14 protein-coding genes are annotated in these 16,339 nt (G+C 63.5%); 4 read left to right on the forward strand and 10 right to left on the reverse strand.

The window, feature by feature from the left end:
- Window positions 1-188: 188 nt before the first annotated feature.
- The 4 genes from HZB53_03010 to HZB53_03025 form a co-directional block, all read right to left on the reverse strand.
- The gene (locus HZB53_03010) at window positions 189-1,487 is read right to left on the reverse strand and encodes a DNA replication/repair protein RecF (GenBank protein ID MBI5876594.1); all 1,299 of its coding nucleotides are present in this window, start codon (window positions 1,485-1,487) and stop codon (window positions 189-191) included.
- Between the two features lie 4 nt (window positions 1,488-1,491).
- Window positions 1,492-1,800 (reverse strand): hypothetical protein, encoded by a 309-nt coding sequence (locus tag HZB53_03015; GenBank protein ID MBI5876595.1) that lies wholly within the window; start codon window positions 1,798-1,800, stop codon window positions 1,492-1,494.
- Window positions 1,801-1,813: 13 nt separating this feature from the next.
- Window positions 1,814-2,806: a Gfo/Idh/MocA family oxidoreductase gene (locus HZB53_03020; protein ID MBI5876596.1), complete on the reverse strand. Its 993-nt coding sequence runs from the start codon at window positions 2,804-2,806 to the stop codon at window positions 1,814-1,816.
- A 145-nt stretch (window positions 2,807-2,951) separates the two neighbouring features.
- On the reverse strand, window positions 2,952-3,887 hold the full coding sequence (locus HZB53_03025) for an LLM class flavin-dependent oxidoreductase (GenBank protein MBI5876597.1): 936 nt from the start codon (window positions 3,885-3,887) through the stop codon (window positions 2,952-2,954).
- 289 nt (window positions 3,888-4,176) lie between these two features.
- Here HZB53_03025 and HZB53_03030 point away from each other — a divergent pair, with 289 nt between their 5' ends.
- Window positions 4,177-4,860, forward strand: coding sequence for a hypothetical protein (locus HZB53_03030; GenBank protein ID MBI5876598.1), 684 nt, complete (start codon window positions 4,177-4,179; stop codon window positions 4,858-4,860).
- A 43-nt stretch (window positions 4,861-4,903) separates the two neighbouring features.
- Here the strand turns inward: HZB53_03030 and HZB53_03035 are convergent, their stop codons facing one another.
- From HZB53_03035 to pheS, 4 genes are all read right to left on the reverse strand, one after another.
- On the reverse strand, window positions 4,904-5,770 hold the full coding sequence (locus HZB53_03035) for an EamA family transporter (GenBank protein MBI5876599.1): 867 nt from the start codon (window positions 5,768-5,770) through the stop codon (window positions 4,904-4,906).
- Window positions 5,771-5,785: 15 nt separating this feature from the next.
- Window positions 5,786-6,343 (reverse strand): CvpA family protein, encoded by a 558-nt coding sequence (locus tag HZB53_03040; protein ID MBI5876600.1) that lies wholly within the window; start codon window positions 6,341-6,343, stop codon window positions 5,786-5,788.
- 395 nt (window positions 6,344-6,738) lie between these two features.
- The gene (locus tag HZB53_03045) at window positions 6,739-9,285 is read right to left on the reverse strand and encodes a phenylalanine--tRNA ligase subunit beta (GenBank protein ID MBI5876601.1); all 2,547 of its coding nucleotides are present in this window, start codon (window positions 9,283-9,285) and stop codon (window positions 6,739-6,741) included.
- Window positions 9,286-9,433: 148 nt separating this feature from the next.
- On the reverse strand, window positions 9,434-10,459 hold the full coding sequence (gene pheS / locus HZB53_03050; protein ID MBI5876602.1) for a phenylalanine--tRNA ligase subunit alpha: 1,026 nt from the start codon (window positions 10,457-10,459) through the stop codon (window positions 9,434-9,436).
- 525 nt (window positions 10,460-10,984) lie between these two features.
- Between pheS and HZB53_03055 the strand changes: the two genes are divergently transcribed.
- The 3 genes from HZB53_03055 (at window position 10,985) to HZB53_03065 (ending at window position 13,330) form a co-directional block, all read left to right on the forward strand.
- The gene (locus HZB53_03055; GenBank protein MBI5876603.1) at window positions 10,985-11,206 is read left to right on the forward strand and encodes a hypothetical protein; all 222 of its coding nucleotides are present in this window, start codon (window positions 10,985-10,987) and stop codon (window positions 11,204-11,206) included.
- A gap of 127 nt (window positions 11,207-11,333) precedes the next feature.
- Window positions 11,334-12,020 carry a hypothetical protein gene (locus HZB53_03060; protein MBI5876604.1) on the forward strand — a complete coding sequence of 229 codons (687 nt, stop codon included), beginning with the start codon at window positions 11,334-11,336 and terminating at the stop codon, window positions 12,018-12,020.
- Between the two features lie 29 nt (window positions 12,021-12,049).
- Window positions 12,050-13,330, forward strand: a complete 1,281-nt coding sequence (locus HZB53_03065; GenBank protein ID MBI5876605.1) for a flippase-like domain-containing protein — start codon at window positions 12,050-12,052, stop codon at window positions 13,328-13,330.
- Between the two features lie 89 nt (window positions 13,331-13,419).
- Here HZB53_03065 and HZB53_03070 read toward each other — a convergent pair whose 3' ends face one another.
- Together HZB53_03070 and HZB53_03075 are read right to left on the reverse strand one after the other, a co-directional pair.
- Window positions 13,420-14,175 (reverse strand): endonuclease/exonuclease/phosphatase family protein, encoded by a 756-nt coding sequence (locus HZB53_03070; protein ID MBI5876606.1) that lies wholly within the window; start codon window positions 14,173-14,175, stop codon window positions 13,420-13,422.
- Window positions 14,176-14,438: 263 nt separating this feature from the next.
- Window positions 14,439-15,710 (reverse strand): MFS transporter, encoded by a 1,272-nt coding sequence (locus tag HZB53_03075; GenBank protein MBI5876607.1) that lies wholly within the window; start codon window positions 15,708-15,710, stop codon window positions 14,439-14,441.
- Window positions 15,711-16,339: the final 629 nt, after the last annotated feature.

Below are 16,339 nucleotides of genomic sequence, written 5' to 3' on the forward strand. Positions count from 1 at the left end.
TCCCAACGGAGTTGGGAGGGGGTCGGGGGGAGGGCAGCGCCACTTTTTCGGCGGGCCAGCTTGCGTGACAAGCGCCTGAGGGCCAGCGCATCGCAAGCCGCATTGGAAAGTACCCGTACAAAGCCAAATTGAGAATTGCTGTACACCGTGTCAACGGATGGACAACGAATCAGTGGATAGTGAGTGCGCTATCCGTTCATCCGTTCAGCATCCGTTGACCGCTTTTGCAGGCGCGGCTCACTGGCTTCGTCGCGGCGGAGGATGCCGCCCTGCACATGCAACGCGCGCACGGGGCGGCTGAACTGCCCGCCGTACTCGCCCAGATCGCACGTCGTGATGATCGTCTGTTCGTGGGCGTCCACGCGGCCGATGAGGTAGGCGCGCCGCTTCTCATCCAACTCCGACAATACATCGTCGAGCAGCAGGATCGGCGCTTCGCCGGTGCGGCGGGTCATCAACTCCATCTCCGCCAGTTTCAGGCCAACGGCCGTGCTGCGCTGCTGGCCGCGCGAGCCGTAGATGCTCATATCCACGCCGTCCACGAGGAAACGCATCTCGTCGCGGTGCGGACCGGCCAGCGTGACGCCCTGCGCCAGCTCTTTCTGCTCGCCATCCAGCAGGCGCTGATAGAAGTGCGCGCTGACGTCGGCGGGATCGAGCTGCGGCTGGTGAAAAGTGGCGGAGAAGTCCGCGCCGAGCGCCAGCGGCAACTGAAACTCCAACTGCGAGCCGACGTCGAGGTTCGGGCGGTAGAGCAGGCGCAGGCGTTCGCGCCCGCCGGTCAACTGCGGGTGGATCGTCTGCACAAGCTCATCGAGCGCGGTCATCACCTCCTGCCGCCGCAAAACAAGATAGGTGCCGTGCGCGACCAGTTGATCGTCCCACATGTGCACCGACTCGGCGGAGCGGCCGCGCTCCTGCAACTGCTTGAGATGCTGGTTGCGCTGCTGCAAGACCTTCGTATAAGTCGCCAGCGCTTCGGCGTAGCGCAGATCGACCTGCGCCAGCATGTGGTCGAGGTAGGCGCGCCGCTGCGACGGCGGCCCGGTGACGATCTCCAGGTCGGTCGGCACGAACAGCACGACATTCAGCTTGCCGATCCAGTCGAGCGCGCGCTGAGCGGCGCCGTTGGCGCGCAGGCTCTTGCGCAGGCGCGTGCCGCCGTCCGCGCCGCTGCCATTGACGCCGGCGGCCGGCTCCAGGCTGAGCACAATCTCCAACTGCGCGAGCGGCGCGGGCGCGGCGCGCTGCACCTGCGCGGTCAGCCGCGCATAGGCCAGGCCGCTCTGCTGGGCGACCCAGTTGATCAGTTGCGTGTCGGTCTGCGGGCCGAAACTGCGCCCGTTGGCCAGGTAGTAGATCGCTTCGAGCAGGCTGGTCTTGCCCTGCGCGTTGTCGCCGTGCACCACCATCGCACCCGCCGGCAGATCGATCTCCAGGCGCGCGTAGTTTTTGAAGTTAGTGATGCCGACGTGTGTGAGGCGCATGCGGCTACCGGTTCAGCCGCGCGCACTCGCCGCAGCCGACGCGCGGCTCGGCGACCGGCGCCTGCTTGTGGTCGCAGTAGGCGTCGACGCGCACGTGGCGTAGGAGCACAAAGCGCGTCTCAACCGTGGCTTTGAGCAGCAGGTGCGGGCAGGCGTTGCTGGCGAGGATCTGGGGCACCGAGCACTTCGCGCACAGGTCGGGCGACCAGTTGCGCGACTCCGGGTTGCGCAGGACGAGCCGGCACTCCTGCCAGGCGCGGCGGTGGAAGTCCTCGTAGTAGTATTTACACTCGGTGCCGGCGGGCGTTTGCATCGGGCCAACTCGCTCAGGAGAGATCGACGGCGCGACCAGTGCGCGCCGACTCGTACAGCGCATCGAGCACGCGCATCTGCGCGCGGCCTTCGGACGGCGGGTAGCGCAGCGGCTCACCGTCCAGCACGACGCGGGCGAAGTGCTCGGACATGCGCGTGTACTGGTCGAGCGCGGGGAATTCGAACGCCTGCGTGTGGTCGTCACGGTCGTGCAGGAGCACGCGCGTCGGCAGATTGTTGGTGGTGAACGGCTGCGGCAACTCGATGCGGCCGCGCTCGCCGATGACCTCGTAGTGCGTGCGGTATGGCGTGCGGAAGCTGCACGCGATCGACGCGTACGCGCCGCTCGGGAACTGCAATGCGCCAATCAGCGTCTCGTCGACGCGGCTGGCCGCGCCGAACTGCGCCAGCGCCGAGACGCGCACCGGCTCCGCGCCGGCGAGCGTGCGCGCGGCATTGACGCAGTAGCAGCCGACGTCCATCAACGCGCCGCCGGCCAGGCCCGCGTTCAGCCGGATATTCGTCTCCGACGCGATCTGGAAGTTGAAGACGGCGCGCACCATCTGCACTTTGCCGATCGCGCCGGAGCGAATCAACGCCATCGCCTTCTCGTTCTGCGGGTGGAAGCGGTACATGAACGCTTCCATCAGGACGACCTTATGTGAGGCGCAGGCAGCGATCATCGTGTCGGTCTCGGCCGTGTTGGACGCGAACGGCTTCTCGCACAGGACGTGCTTGCCGGCCTGCGCCGCCTTGATCGTCCACTCCGCGTGCATCGAGTTGGGCAGCGGGTTGTAGACGGCGTCCACGTCCGGGTCAGCGAACAGCGCTTCGTAGGCGCCATACGCCTTCGGGATGCCGAGTTGCGCGGCGAACGCCTGCGCGCGCGGCAGGTCGCGGCTGGCAACGGCGGTGACTTCGACGTTGGACGACTGCTGCATCGCCGGGATGACGCGCCGCTCGCCGATGCGGGCGGTGCTGATGATGCCGATGCGAAGTTTGGTCATGTTACACATCCAAACCCTTTGGGTCTGGCAGACGCGAAGGGTTATTCATATCGTTGCGCCAGACTGCGCTTAGGCTTCAGATCCTTCGCGCGCGAAAAGCATTGAATATGCAGCGTACTGCGTTCGCGCTCAGGATGACGCCAATCTACTGGAAGCGGGGCAGCACTTTCTCGATGAACAACTCCACGCCTTCGGTGCTCGGGTAATCGCGGAAGCGGATCTGAATCTGGCGCGCGCCGGCCGCGACGTACGGCTCCAACTGGCGCGTGACATCGTCGGCGTTGCCCTTAAGCACTGGGAAGTTGCCCACCGCGTGCTTGGCGGCTTTCTCCGGGTCGTTCGAGAGGCTGACCATCAGGCAGATCGACAGCGTAATCTCATTGGGGTCGCGGCCGACGTCGGCGCAATGCGCGTGCAGCACGTCGATCTTCTGCTTGAACTCCTCGACGGAGCGCCACGGGAAGTTCCACCAATCGGCGTACTTCGCGGCGGTGCGCAGCGTGCCGCGCTCGCCGCTGCCGCCGATCATCAGCGTGACCGGCGTATCGGGCAACGGGTCGTTGTAGGCGTCCTTGATCGTGTAATACTTGCCCTCGAACGAGGCGGGCGACTGCGTGAGCATCAGCTTCAGGATCTGCGTGTACTCGTCGAGTTGGCGCGTGCGGACGCCGGGCGCGGGATAGTCGTAGCCGTAGGAGCGGTACTCGTCCTCTTTCCAGCCCGCGCCGATGCCGATGATGAAGCGGCCACCGGACAGGTAATGCAGCGTGCCGGTCATCTTGGCGAGCAGGGCCGGGTTGCGGTACGACTGGCCGAGCACAAGCGTGCCGAACTTGAGGCTCGGGTACTGCGCCATCAGGTACGCCATGTGCGTCATGACTTCGAGCGTGTCGTTCGACGCCCCAGGCTTGGGCAGCCACTGGAAATGGTCTTCCAGCCACGCGCTCTTGAAGTGCGGACTGAGCAGGTCCATGAATCGCTTGTTATTGGCACGGATCGAACGCTGTGCCGAGTCGTTGTAGGGCGCCGTCATCGGCACCGGCTGGACGACCCAGCCGAACTCGAGCGGAGTGGCGGGCATAATAGCTCCTTGCGAGCGGGATAAGGCGGCACGAGACCGCGCCTCTAAAGTTACCCGAACTAACGAGGGGTGTCAATGTGCGCCAACAGGCCGAAGCTACGCCATGTGCGACGACAATCGCGAGGGTATACCGCAAAAGTGTCGGGATCGCATGGCCAGACAGACCGTCATTCCGGCACGTTTTTGGCCGGAATCCACTCAAAAAGGGTGACGCTGGCTATGGAGACAGTGGATGCCGGCTAACACCATGCCGGCATGACGATCTATCAGATCACGTAAGGCGAAACCAATGGCTGAGTCGCTGGAAATCCGATTCCTTGATTCGCACCGATTACAGATGCGCGGAATAATCCGGCAACTTGTCGCGCTGTACCAATCGCGACACTTTCGCATCGCTTCCTTCAATGTCGCGGGGCAACCCCTGGAATGGAGCAACGCCCCAGATTTGGTCACGAGAGCCGTCGAGGCAGCCGAAGAGACGCGCAGTTGCTATTTTCTCGCACACCACGACGATCTGGATTTCAGCATCGACCAGCATGTGGCTTGGAACAGCGCGGAGATGGGCGGGTCAAACCGCGCGTGGATTGTGGCCAGCACGAGCAGTACGGCCTATTTCTGGCGAGACGAATACGATGGCGAGGCCTATGCACGAGAGATCTTGAGCATCGGCACTCGGCTTTACGACCTGCTGCGCCCGACATTCGGATGGTGTGATTTCGATCATGGAGAACACACCGCTTTTGAGGATGTTGAAACGCTAAAACTGCCAGCGCTCTACTGGGCCAACTTCTTCGGGCACGCCTACGTCGAGGCGATTGGCCGAGACAAAATACTGTCGGCGCCTAACTGGCAGATTCAGCCCCTGACAGACGGGGGACTTCTCTATGTGCTGGCCCCTTCACCGGGGCTGGATGACTTCGATCTATCACCTGAATCAGTGGGTTCGCATTTTGGAGTGCCGCGAGTCCGATAAGCCTTCTGCGTGGCGATATTCCGCATGCGCCACACGCTTCACATCATCCCCCCAGCGCCAGGCTGACGATGCCGAGCGCGAAGAGCGCGGCGCCCAGCGCGCGCGGCGCGCCGAGCCGCTCGTGACGCAGGCGCCAGCCGTAGAACGCGCCGATGATGACCCCGGTGCCGCGGATGGCGCTGACGTAGCTGACCGGCGCAACCGTCAGCGCCCAGAGTATGATCATGTACGATGAGATGCTGACGATGCCGGTGCCGATGATGCCGACCCAGTTCGCGTTCCAGGTCGGGCGCGCCGTCAGCCGGTAGCGCGAGAGCAGGAAGTACGGCGTGAAGCCGAGCGCCATGACCAGGTAGACGTACAGGTTGTAGATCTTCGGGTCGATCAGGCGCACGCCCTGCCGGTCGGCCAGCGTGTACGTGGCGATGCAGAGGCCGCTCAGCAGCGCCCAGCGCGACGAGACCTGCTCCAGCGACTTGATCGGCTTCCACCAGTCCGACAGCGACGGCAGCGTCGTCAGGTAGATTGCAACCACGATCAGCGCGATACCGAGGTAGCCGGCGGGCGGCAGGTAGTCGCCCGCAACCAGCACCGACCAGAGCGTAACGAATAGCGGCGGCGAGCCGCGCGCCAGCGGGTAGACCATCGAGAGGTCGCCGTGCTCGTACGCTTTCGTGAGCGCGACCATGTAGATCGTCTCGGCGACGCCGGTGACGGCCAGCACCGGCAGCAGGTCGGGGATGACCCATGGCGGCGTGCTGAGCACCGCCACCGGAAGGAAGACGACAATCGAGATGATGACCGAGAAGTAGAGAAACGCCGCCTTGTTTTCGCTTTGCTTGACGAGCAGGTTCCAGAAGGCGTGGACAAACGCCGTCGCCAGCACCGCCCCCAGCGCGAACAGTGCCATGCCGGATGCGCGGCGTTAGGCGCCCAGTTCCGCGCTGAAGAGTGGCGGCAGGCTGCCGCCCCCGAGCCGGATGCCCTGCATGAGGACCGGAATAACGGAGCGGAAGACGGGCAGAAACAGCGAGCGGTCGAGCACGCCCACCAGTTCGATGCGCCAGCCGTCGCCGCTGGCGCCCCACGAGGTGTTGGTCATGAAGCGCAGCGCGACCAGGCTAATGGCGATCAGCATGACCGCGATGGCGAGACCGACGACCGCGCCGGTCATGTGCCCCAGGCCGCCCACCGGCCGGTCGGTGTAGCCGCGCAGCATGTCCATGAACAGCAGCGTCAGCACGATGCCGAATACGAACATCAGCACAAAAAAGGCCAGCACGTCGGACACGGCGGGGATCGTGCGCGGCGACAGTTCCAGCAGTTTAGTGGACACGACGCTGTAGAGCCGGCTGGACAATACGATGCCCGCATAGAAGCCGCCCAGCGCGAGGATGTAGCGGATGCCGCCCTGCCACAGCCCCAGGAACATGCCGACGAACAGGAATAGAAGAATTACGATATCCAGCCAATTGATGCTCATGGCGACCGCTTTCTGCCGGATGCGCCGGCGCGCCGTTCTTGTGCGGCAGTATAGCGGTCATCGGCAGGCGGCGTCAAGTGAGAAAAAGGTAACAAGGGGCAGGTGTCAGGGAACAGGGCGCAGGGATCAGGGGACAGGGATCAGGGAACAAGCAGGCGAAATAGACGGGCCCTTGAGTACATTGATACTCAAGGGCTCGTGGTTTTAGAGCAGATTCCAGATCGATGGATGGCGCGTGACGTCAGTCGCAACCAGGCCGTCATGCCGGCGAAAGCCGGCATCCAGACCACAATCCTGGACTCCGGCTTTCGCCGGAGTGACGGTGCGGCGTGTTGGTACCATCAACTGGCCAGGAAACCGCTCTATTGCCGTTATTCCGTGCTATGCGCGCACCGTCAGGCGCGCAACTCGGCCCCGGCGGCGTCCTGCAGCTTCTTGATGATGCGCGCGCGAATCTTGGCCGCCTCGTCGTCGGTCAGCGTGCGCTCGTCGTGCTGGTAAGTGAGCGCGTACGCTAGTGACTTCTTGCCCGCGCCGAGCCGCTCGCCGCGGTAGAGGTCGAACAGCGCGACGGAGCGCAGCATCGAGCCGCCGGCTTCCTCGATCAGTGACTGGATGCGCGCGGCGGGCGTCTCCTCGTCGACGACGATCGCGATATCCTCGCGCATCGCCGGGAAGCGCGGCAGCGACTTGAAGCGCTTGGGGCCGGCCAGTTCCTGCAGCGCCTCGATGTCCAGTTCCGCCACACAGACCGGGTCGGACGGGAAGTCGAAGTGCTCGCGGACGCGCGGGTGCACCTCGCCGAAGACGCCGATGCGCCGTTCGCCGGCGATCAGCACGGCCGAGCGCGCCGGGTGCAGCGACGGGCTTTCCGACGGAACGTACTGCACCTCCGGCAGGCTCAACTCGCGCGCCAGCGCATCGACGATGCCCTTCAGGTCGAAGAAGTCGAGGCGCGGCGAACCGGCGCCGGCCAGCCACGATGTCTGCGCGCGCGGCCCGACCAGCGCGATGCTTAGGCGGCGCTGCTCCGACGGCAGGTTGCTGCCCGCCTGTGGCAGGTAGACCCGGCCGATTTCGAACAGCAGCACCCGCTCGCGGTGGCGCAGCGCGTCGCGCAGGGTGTCGAGGATGCTGGCCATCAGCGTGTGGCGCATGACGCGCCGCTCCGGGCTGATCGGGTTGGCGATGGTGACGTACGATGCCGGGTCGAGGTCGGCCTCGGTCGGGTCGGGGGTGAGCAGCGACTCACGCTCGACGGTCGTCAGCGAGTAGGCGATGATCTCCTGCAGGCCGGCGGCGGCCAGCGTGTCGCGCAGGCGGTCGTCGAGTTCCAGCGCCAGGTTGCGGCGCTGCGGCGGCAGTTCGTCGTGCAGGAGCGTCGGCGGAATCTGGTCGTAGCCGACCACGCGCGCGACCTCCTCGACGATGTCGGCCGGGATCGCCACGTCGAGCCGGTGCTCGGGCACCGTGACGACGAGTTCAGCGCCGTCCGACGCGGTCGCGAAGTCGAGCGAGTGCAGGATGGCACGGATGCGCTCGAGCGGAAGGTCGACGCCGAGCAGGCGCTTGATCTCCGACGGGTTGAAGCGGATGATCGTGGCCGGGGCGCGGCCGGGATAGGCGTCGGCGATCTCCGGCGCGACCGTGCCGCCCGCCAGTTGGCGCATCAACTCGCCGGCGCGCTCGGCGGCCGGGATCGTATGCGCGGGCGGCACACCGCGCCCGAAGCGGGCGGTCGCCTCGCTGGGCAGCTTGAGCGTCGTCGCGGTCTTGCGGTTGTTGATGAAGTTGAAGCTCGCCGCTTCCAGCAGGACGTTGCGCGTCTGGCCGTCGATCTCCGTCTCCGCGCCGCCCATGATGCCCGCCACGGCGATTGAGCCGGTCGTGTCGGTAATCATCAGCATATCGGCGCCCAGCGCGCGGTCCACGTTGTCCAGTGTCAACATGTGCTCGCCGTCGCGTGCGCGGCGCATGGTGATCGTCGGCGATGCGCCGCCCGCGCGGGCAGACAGCTTGTCGTAGTCGAAGGCGTGCAGCGGCTGGCCCCATTCGAGCATGACGTAGTTGGTGATGTCGACGATGTTGCTGATGGCGCGGATGCCGGACAGGCGCAGGCGGCGCTGCAGCCATTCCGGCGACGGCGCGGTCTTGACGTCGCGCGCGAGCGCAACGGAGTAGCGCGGGCAGAGGTCCACGGCGTCGATGCGAATGTTCGCCCAGGAGCTGTCGCCGGCCAGCACCGACAGGGCGCGCGAGCCAAGCCGGCCGCTGGTCGTACCTTTGAACGGAACGCCGGTCAGCGCGGCGACCTCGCGCGCGACGCCGATGATCGACTGGCAGCGCGCGATGTTCGGCAGGATCTCGATGTGCAGGACGACATCGCCCATGTGCTCGGACAGCGGCATGCCGACCGGCGCATCGGAGTCGAGGAGGATGATGCCCTCGTGCTCTTCCGAGAGACCAAGCTCCTTTTCGGAACAGACCATCGCGGTGGACGGGATGCCGCGGATCTTCGACGGCTTGAGCGTCATCAGCTTCTGGCCCTCGGCGTGACCGTCGTACAGCTTCGAGCCTTCCATCGCGAAGACGACCTTGGGGCCATTCGCGAGCCTACCCTGGCCCTTGAGATAGAAGATGTTGGGCGCGCCGGTAACGACGCGGTGCAGCGCGGGCGCGCCGTAGTCCACATCGGCCAGCACGAGGCGGTCGGCATTGGGGTGCGGCATGACCTCGACGATCTGCGCGATCTTGATCTTGTCGGGCTCCCAGGCCAGGCCGATGTTCTCGTTCATACCCCAGGCGTTCGGCACGGACGGCGCGACGCCGATGTAATCGACCTTGCTCACTTCCGCGCCGGCGACGGTCAGGCGGAACGCCAGTTCGGTCGGCGAGACGGTAATATCCACGAACTCTTTAAGCCACGAAAGCGGTACTCGCATGAGAGACTCCAGTAGGCAGAAGACAGTATTCAGTAGTCAGCAGTCAGAAGGCAGAAAGTGAACAGTGAACAGTAAACCGTGAACAGTGATTAGCGAGACGCGTTGGGTACGAGCGGCAGCCACTGAACTGTTGACTGTTCACTTGCTGTTAGAATTGTTCCAGGAACCGGATGTCGTTCGAGAAGAAGTAACGGATGTCGTCGATGCCGTACTTCAACATGGCCGGGCGCTCGACGCCCATGCCGAACGCGAAGCCGGAGAAGACGGCCGGGTCGTAGCCGCCGTTCTGCAGAACGACCGGGTGCACCATGCCCGCGCCGGCGATCTCCAGCCAGCCGGTGTGCTTGCAGACGCGGCAGCCTTTGCCGTCGCAGAGCATGCAGTCCATATCGACCTCGATGCTCGGCTCCGTGAACGGGAAGTAACTGCCGCGGAAGCGCACGCGGCGGTCCTCGCCGTACATCATGCGTGCGAACTCGGTGAAGACGCCTTTGAGATCGGCGATCGTCAGATTGCGGCCGACGGCGAGCCCCTCGACCTGGTGGAACATGAACTCGCTGCGCACCGTGACTTGCTCGTTGCGGAAAACGAGGCCGGGCAGGATGACGCGGATTGGCTGCGGGCAGTACTCGCGCATGGCGTGAATCTGGCCGGGCGAGGTGTGCGTGCGCAGGATGACGTTCGGCGTCGTCGTGTAGAGCGTGTCCTGCATGTCGCGCGCCGGGTGGTGCGGCGGGATGTTGAGCAGTTGGAAGTTGACCTCGTCGGTCTCGACCTCGCGCGCGCGGTAGACCTGGAAGCCCATCTGCCCGAAGACGCGATAGACGTCGCGCAGGGTCTGCGTGCTCAGGTGCAGGCGGCCGGACGTGGTCGGCACGCCGGGCAGCGTGACGTCAACGCGGGCGCTCTGCAGCGCGTCCTGCAGCGCCTGCGCCTTCAGGTCGGACAGCCGCGCCTCGTAGGCCGCCTCCAGGTCGCGCTTGAGCGCGTTGGCCGCCTGTCCGAACGCGGGGCGCTCCTCGCGCGGCAGGGTGCCGACCGTGCCGAGCAGGCCGGTCAGCGAGCCTTTGCGCCCGAGCACGGTGACGTGCCACATATCGAGCGCGGCCAGGTCGGCCATCGCCGCGAGCGACGACAGCGCTTCGCTGCGTAGGGTTTCAATGGCAGATGACATACACACACCTCTCCGACTAAGTTATCCGCGAATAACGCGAATCTTTCTTTTGTCCACGAAGGAACACCAAGAGAATCTATTCGCGTTCATTCGCGAGATTCGCGGATTCTATTTGTGTTACTTCGTGTGACTTGGTGGATAAACAAAAAAAGCCCCCGCCCCGAATAGGGACGAGAGCGTTTGCACCCGTGGTACCACCCATCTGGCACGCCGCTTGAGCGGATATGCCGCTTTGGCCCGTTAACGCCGGGAGGGCGGAGCGGCCTACGCAGCGAATGATCGCGTTCAGCCGTCGGCTCGGGAGTGAACTTCCGCGCGGGAGTGCGTGCGGCGGCTCTCAGTCGGTGGCCGCCATTCCCTGTCCGTATCCGCGCGCGTACTCTCTCTGTCGTCGCCTTTAGAGAAGCATTATAGCAAAGGGCGGGAGGAGACCCAAATGAGCACTGGCGAATGCGGCGATTGACACCCATACATGCCTCGGCTATGATGAACGCGGGTCTCAACAGCACGATGGGAGGACATGCCATGAGCGAACGCGTTCTGTACAAGTGCGTGCGGTGCCTGAATACGTTTGTCGTGCCGCCGGACACGAACTGCCCGGAGTGCGACTGCGACCACGTGCTGGAAGTGCATATCGGCGAGCCGGGCAGCGAGTCGACGCAGCCGATCACGGAAGGCGGCAAAGTGGTGACGCACGCGCCGCGCTGGTGGGTCTTCCGCGAAGGGCCGTACGGCCGGCGAGTCTGAATGTTAAACCCTTCGGGTCTTCAAGACCCGAAGGGTTTTTCTGGCCGGCGGGCGTTTGCGTGCCTTTTGAATCTTCCGCAGCCGCACGTAATATTGAAGTCCGGCCTGGTTCGCCGCACGACCAACTATGTTCAAGTCATTTCTACAGAAGCGTGAGAACGACAAGCGCCGCAAAGAGTTCGAGCAGTTAAGCGACGCGCAGTTTGTCGATCTGCTGAAGCGCAACTCATACGCGATCAAGCCCGACGATGTCATCGGCCGACTCGGACTGGCGGGGGCGCAGGCGCTCCTGACGACCGAGTGGGACGCGGCCAAGTCGCTGACCGAGGTGCCTGCCTGGCGACACCTGCTCAAGCGGCTGGCGGTGACGCTGGCCCAGCGCAATGACGGCCACGACTTCCTGCGCGCCTTCTACGGCGTGGAGGCCGGCGCGCCCGACGCGCGCGCCATCCGGCTGGCGTGCCTGCGGCTGGCGACCGTGCCGCGCTACGACCGCGAACCGGTGCTGATCCTGGTGTCCGACCCCGGCGAGCCGGAGATCGGCACGGGCTACCCGATGCCGATCAAGTTCGTGACCCGCGAGCGCTACGCGCAGGTCGAGGCCGACTACCGCGCGCAGGACCTGCGCACCGACTGGTGGCAGGAGGACCTGTGCCCGGCCGCGCGCGCCATCGAGTACGGCGCGGGCGGCACGGCGACCCTGCGCTTCCTGTGGGACGGGCTCGGCAACGGCGAGCGCTACGAACTGCGTCGGCTGGCCCCGTCACTATGGGGCGTGGTCGATTACGGCGAGTTGTTCGTGGAATTGGAGTGAGCGGCGCACTCCCTGCGCGCCCGTAACCGGTGACCGAGCAGATCCTCACGCCGCCTGCACCCGCCAGCCACCGCGGGCAGTTGATCAGCGGCACACTGTACCTCGTTCTGGCGATCCTCGCCATCGGCGTCGTGCTGCCGCAGTTTCTGGGCAGCGACCGCGACCGGCTGGCGCCGCTTTTGCAGACCGCGCGGCCGGAGCTGCTGGCGCTCGCGCTGGCGCTCGAGACGCTCCGCTACATCGGCTTCGGGCTCGTCGTGCGGCAGATCGCCAAGCTGCTCGGGCGCACGATCCCGCCGGCCGACACGGCGCAGATGATGCTGGCCTCGTACGCGCTCAGCCGCATCTTCTCGCTGGGCGGCGCGATGGCGTTCATCGTGCGCATGCAGTTCTTCCTGCGGCATGGCCTCTCGGCCGGACGCACGCTGGCGCTATTCATCACCCATAACGTCCTGAGCGGCGCGGCGCTATTTGTCACCTATCTGGTCGGGGTCTCCGTGCTCTGGTCACGCAGCGAACTGGAGGGCGCGCGGCTCTGGCTCGCGCTCGGCTGGACGGTGGTGGTGATTGGCGCGGCGGCGGTGCAGATCGCGCTGGGGCTGTATCCGGGTCTGCCGGAGCGAATTTTCCAGCGGGTGTTGGGAGTTGTGCAGGCGCGCGCACCATTCCTTGTCCGGCACGCGATTGCATTGGGCGGGCTGACCAGCCTGGCGCTGTGCGCGGGCGGTGTCGTCGCGTATTTTCAGTCCGCGTCGGGTTGGACTCAGGTCGCCGCGCTGGTCTGGGCGGCGGTCTTCCTCGTTGTCACGGGCATGCACGGGCTGATCGCGCGCAACGAGCGCATACACCGGATCCTGCGGGTGGCGCTGGCGCGGCGGCTGCCGATGGTGCTGCGCAGCGGGTGGTTTCACCCCGACGCGTCGCGCCAGTTCGCCGGCGAACTGGCGGCGGGCACGCGCGCCTCGTTCGGGCAGCCGGGCGGGCTGGCGCGCGCCTTCGTGTTTCAGGCCGGCGGATTGGCGGCCGACGTCGTCACGCTGATCGTGGTCGCGCAAGCGTTACAGATACCAATGTCCGCGCCGCTGATCGTCGCCGCTTACATAATCGCGTATTACGCGCAACTAATCGCGCCGACGCCGGGCGAAGCGGGCGCGATGGAGTTCGCGCTGCTTGGCGTGCTGGCCGGGCTCGGGCTACCGGCGCTGCAGGCCGCCGCGCTGACGCTGCTGTTCCGCTTTATCTCGTTCTGGCTGCCGATCCCCGTCGGCGTCATCTGTTACTTCAACCTCAAGCGACAGGGCAAGATTTAGCGGCTGCGCGCCGCAAACCACGTCCGTTTGATCCACAGTGAGACGTACACCAATGCGATCGCAAGCTAACGGCTAAAATCAAAGAACGGTTAGAAGTCAAATTCGGCAACGAGTGGCAAGTGATCTGAGGTGACCTCTGAAGCCTCCGCTTGAGCCACATCACAACGACGAAGACTGCCTGTCAATCTGCCAGAGGCAAAGAAGTAGTCGATTCGCGCGCTAGGGCAATTGCTTGGAAATGTAAAACCCTCTGATTGAGGGTTACACATGCGATAGCAATCAACGTAACCGGCCCGCATCATCCTGCGCACCGCCAGCCGCGACGAGTAACGAAACTGGACTGCAAAGATCGCCGCGTACAGGCGAGACAACTTCTTGAGAGAAACATGGTCGCCAGGCGCAGTCGCGTTGAAATCGCCCGCGAGCACGGTCAGGGCAGCCGGATGAGCCGCACTGTAAGCCGCTATCTGGCGCTCGATGACCGATAGTTCGTAGGTGCGCCACAAATCGTGAATCATGCCCAGATGCAGACCGAACACGTTAATGTGCGGCGCACGGGGTACCTGGAGAGATACCTGCAATAGCGTGCGCAAGAGCGGAAACGGATGAAATGCCTCCGCAGCTAAGATCGTGTTGCGAGTCAACAGCGCAATGTTACGGGTGCGGGCATTGCTGTCCGCAAAGACCATCGACATGTCAAGCGCATCGGCAAAGTACCAGGCGTTTGCCCGGTCAAGCACTTCCTGCAGCACGATCACATCCGGCGCAGCATTACGGAGGCTTTGCAGCACAGCGAGGCCGCGACCGACAGCGCCTTCACGAATATTGAACGTGAGAATCCGCACAGATATTATCCTTGCGTGCCTTTGCAAATGTCCGGGGTTCGCGCTGACGGGCATGATCGCGGTCTGGCGGCCCGCCAGCGTCGCCTCCGCATCGGCACTCCGCCCGCACCTTAATAGTGACGGGGATTTACAGTGTACCGAAACTGAGGACAATCTTCAACGGCATAGTGCAGCGCGCGTACTGTCGCAGCCGACAGCAATCCGCGCCAAAATCAATGCGGACGCACAATCAGTTCCTTCTGCGCCCGACACCAATGGAGCGCTCACACTGCCTTGCGCTTAGTCAGTGGTTCTACCCGAAGCGCAGCCGCCAATGCGGACATGGCCAGGACAATCCCCAACCAGATTGCCGGCCGATATCCACCCAGATAGTCATAGGCCACGCCGAACACCAGTGGACCGAAGGCCGAGCCTAACACGCCGGTCATCGTCACAAATCCCCGGATCTCTCCCTGGTATTTACGCCCGAAAAGGTTGACCCACACCGTGCCGTCAAATAACGTACCCGCACCCGAGAAGATGCCGTAAGCAATGGTATACAGAAACAGGAGCCACGGTTCAGTCATAATAAGGGTCAATGCAGTTGCGGCAGCTAGTCCGGCCATCTGCACGCCAACCAAGTAGTTTGGACGCACGCGATTGACGAACCAGCCAGCGATAAGGATAACACCGCCGGTCGTCAGTGCCGTCAACGCGATGGTGTTTGCGGCGACGGCAGGAGAATGACCGAGGCTGGCAAACAACGACGCTTGGTGAAAGATCAAGGCTGTGCCCCAGGCCGCAGCGAGTACTCTCGCCACCGTAAAAACCCAGAAGAGGGGTGCCTGCATCGCTTCCTTTAGCTGCCAGTTTTCCTCCATAGCTGCATCTTCGCTGATTCGGCTGACGGGCAATCCATCCGGCAGCAATCCGAACTCTTCGGGCCGATTACGCAGAAAAACAGCCAGCAAAGGCATGACGATAAAAGCTATACTGGCACCCGTCAGCAGCCAGGCAGCACGCCAGCCATACGCTTCGATAAAACTCTGCATCCACGGCAGGTAAACTCTTTGAAAAAGGGCAAACGCCAGCAGCGATAGTCCCATCGCCCAGCCGCGGCGGCGCCTAAACCACTGCGCGATAGCGGTCGAACTCACCAGCGACAATGCTCCCTGCCCCAGTCCTCGAATCGCAATGAAACTCAGCAAAATTGTAAAAGGGCCGCTTATCAGCGAACTGCCCGCCAGCGCAGCGGCAAACAATATAGTGATAATGATGCTCATGCGGCGGTTACCATGCCGGTCGATTTGTTTACCGACCCAAATCAGCGAAAGCGCCGCTAGAAAGGTCCCGAGACCATACAATCCGGAAACGGCTGTGCGGTCAAGGCCAAAGTCGGTGATGTAGTGGTCGATGAACAGTGAAACGGAAAAACTCTGTCCCGGGGCCGTAGCAATCAGCCCCAGCGTCGCCACGAAACAGACCACCCAGCCGTAAAAGACAGGTGAATATTGAACCAATCTGCTTTTGCGAAGCCTATAGGTTTTTGCAGTCATGTCCAATGTGTTTCGCCAGATTGCTCGAAAAAGCGCCCGAAATTGCCTCGGCATTCCGTGGCCGCGCCGCTCGCACTGAACGACAGTCCAGGCCTCGATGTTTCAGCTCTCAAGCGCGCGTGAATATATATTTTCACAGATGATGCCTACCTACACTTCAAGGTAGACGTGCTTGATTACACGGGAAGGGAAGTTTCACGGCAACCCACTTGCGAAAGCGAAGGGATTGCCTGGGGGAGACGGCAGGCGCGGCTGCCTGCTGCTATCCGCTCTAATCGCCTACGGGGGTGTAAGCGAAGGCGTGGCGATCTTCGGTAAGGCGCCAAAGCAGGATCGCCTAGGATGGCTACGGTACAAACAGGAAACTGCTAGAAGACACAGTTGCACCGCAATGTCCTCGGCAATCATGTTTTGAGGATTGTCGTCGCTGAAACTCATAACAAGGAACGGGTGAAGTATATCATCATGGGTGAGACGCGTCAATGACTCGAGTTACCTAGCCTAATATCTTACCGAGCGAGGCATCGTTGCCTAATTAGGAAATCTTACCCGGTAGTGCGTAGATTCACGCATGCCATTTCATGTGCGGAGGCCATGCGTGAATCATTCCAAACCATCAGTCAAGTATC

It is taken from the genome of Chloroflexota bacterium (genome assembly GCA_016235055.1).
Lineage (GTDB): Bacteria > Chloroflexota > Anaerolineae > JACRMK01 > JACRMK01 > JACRMK01.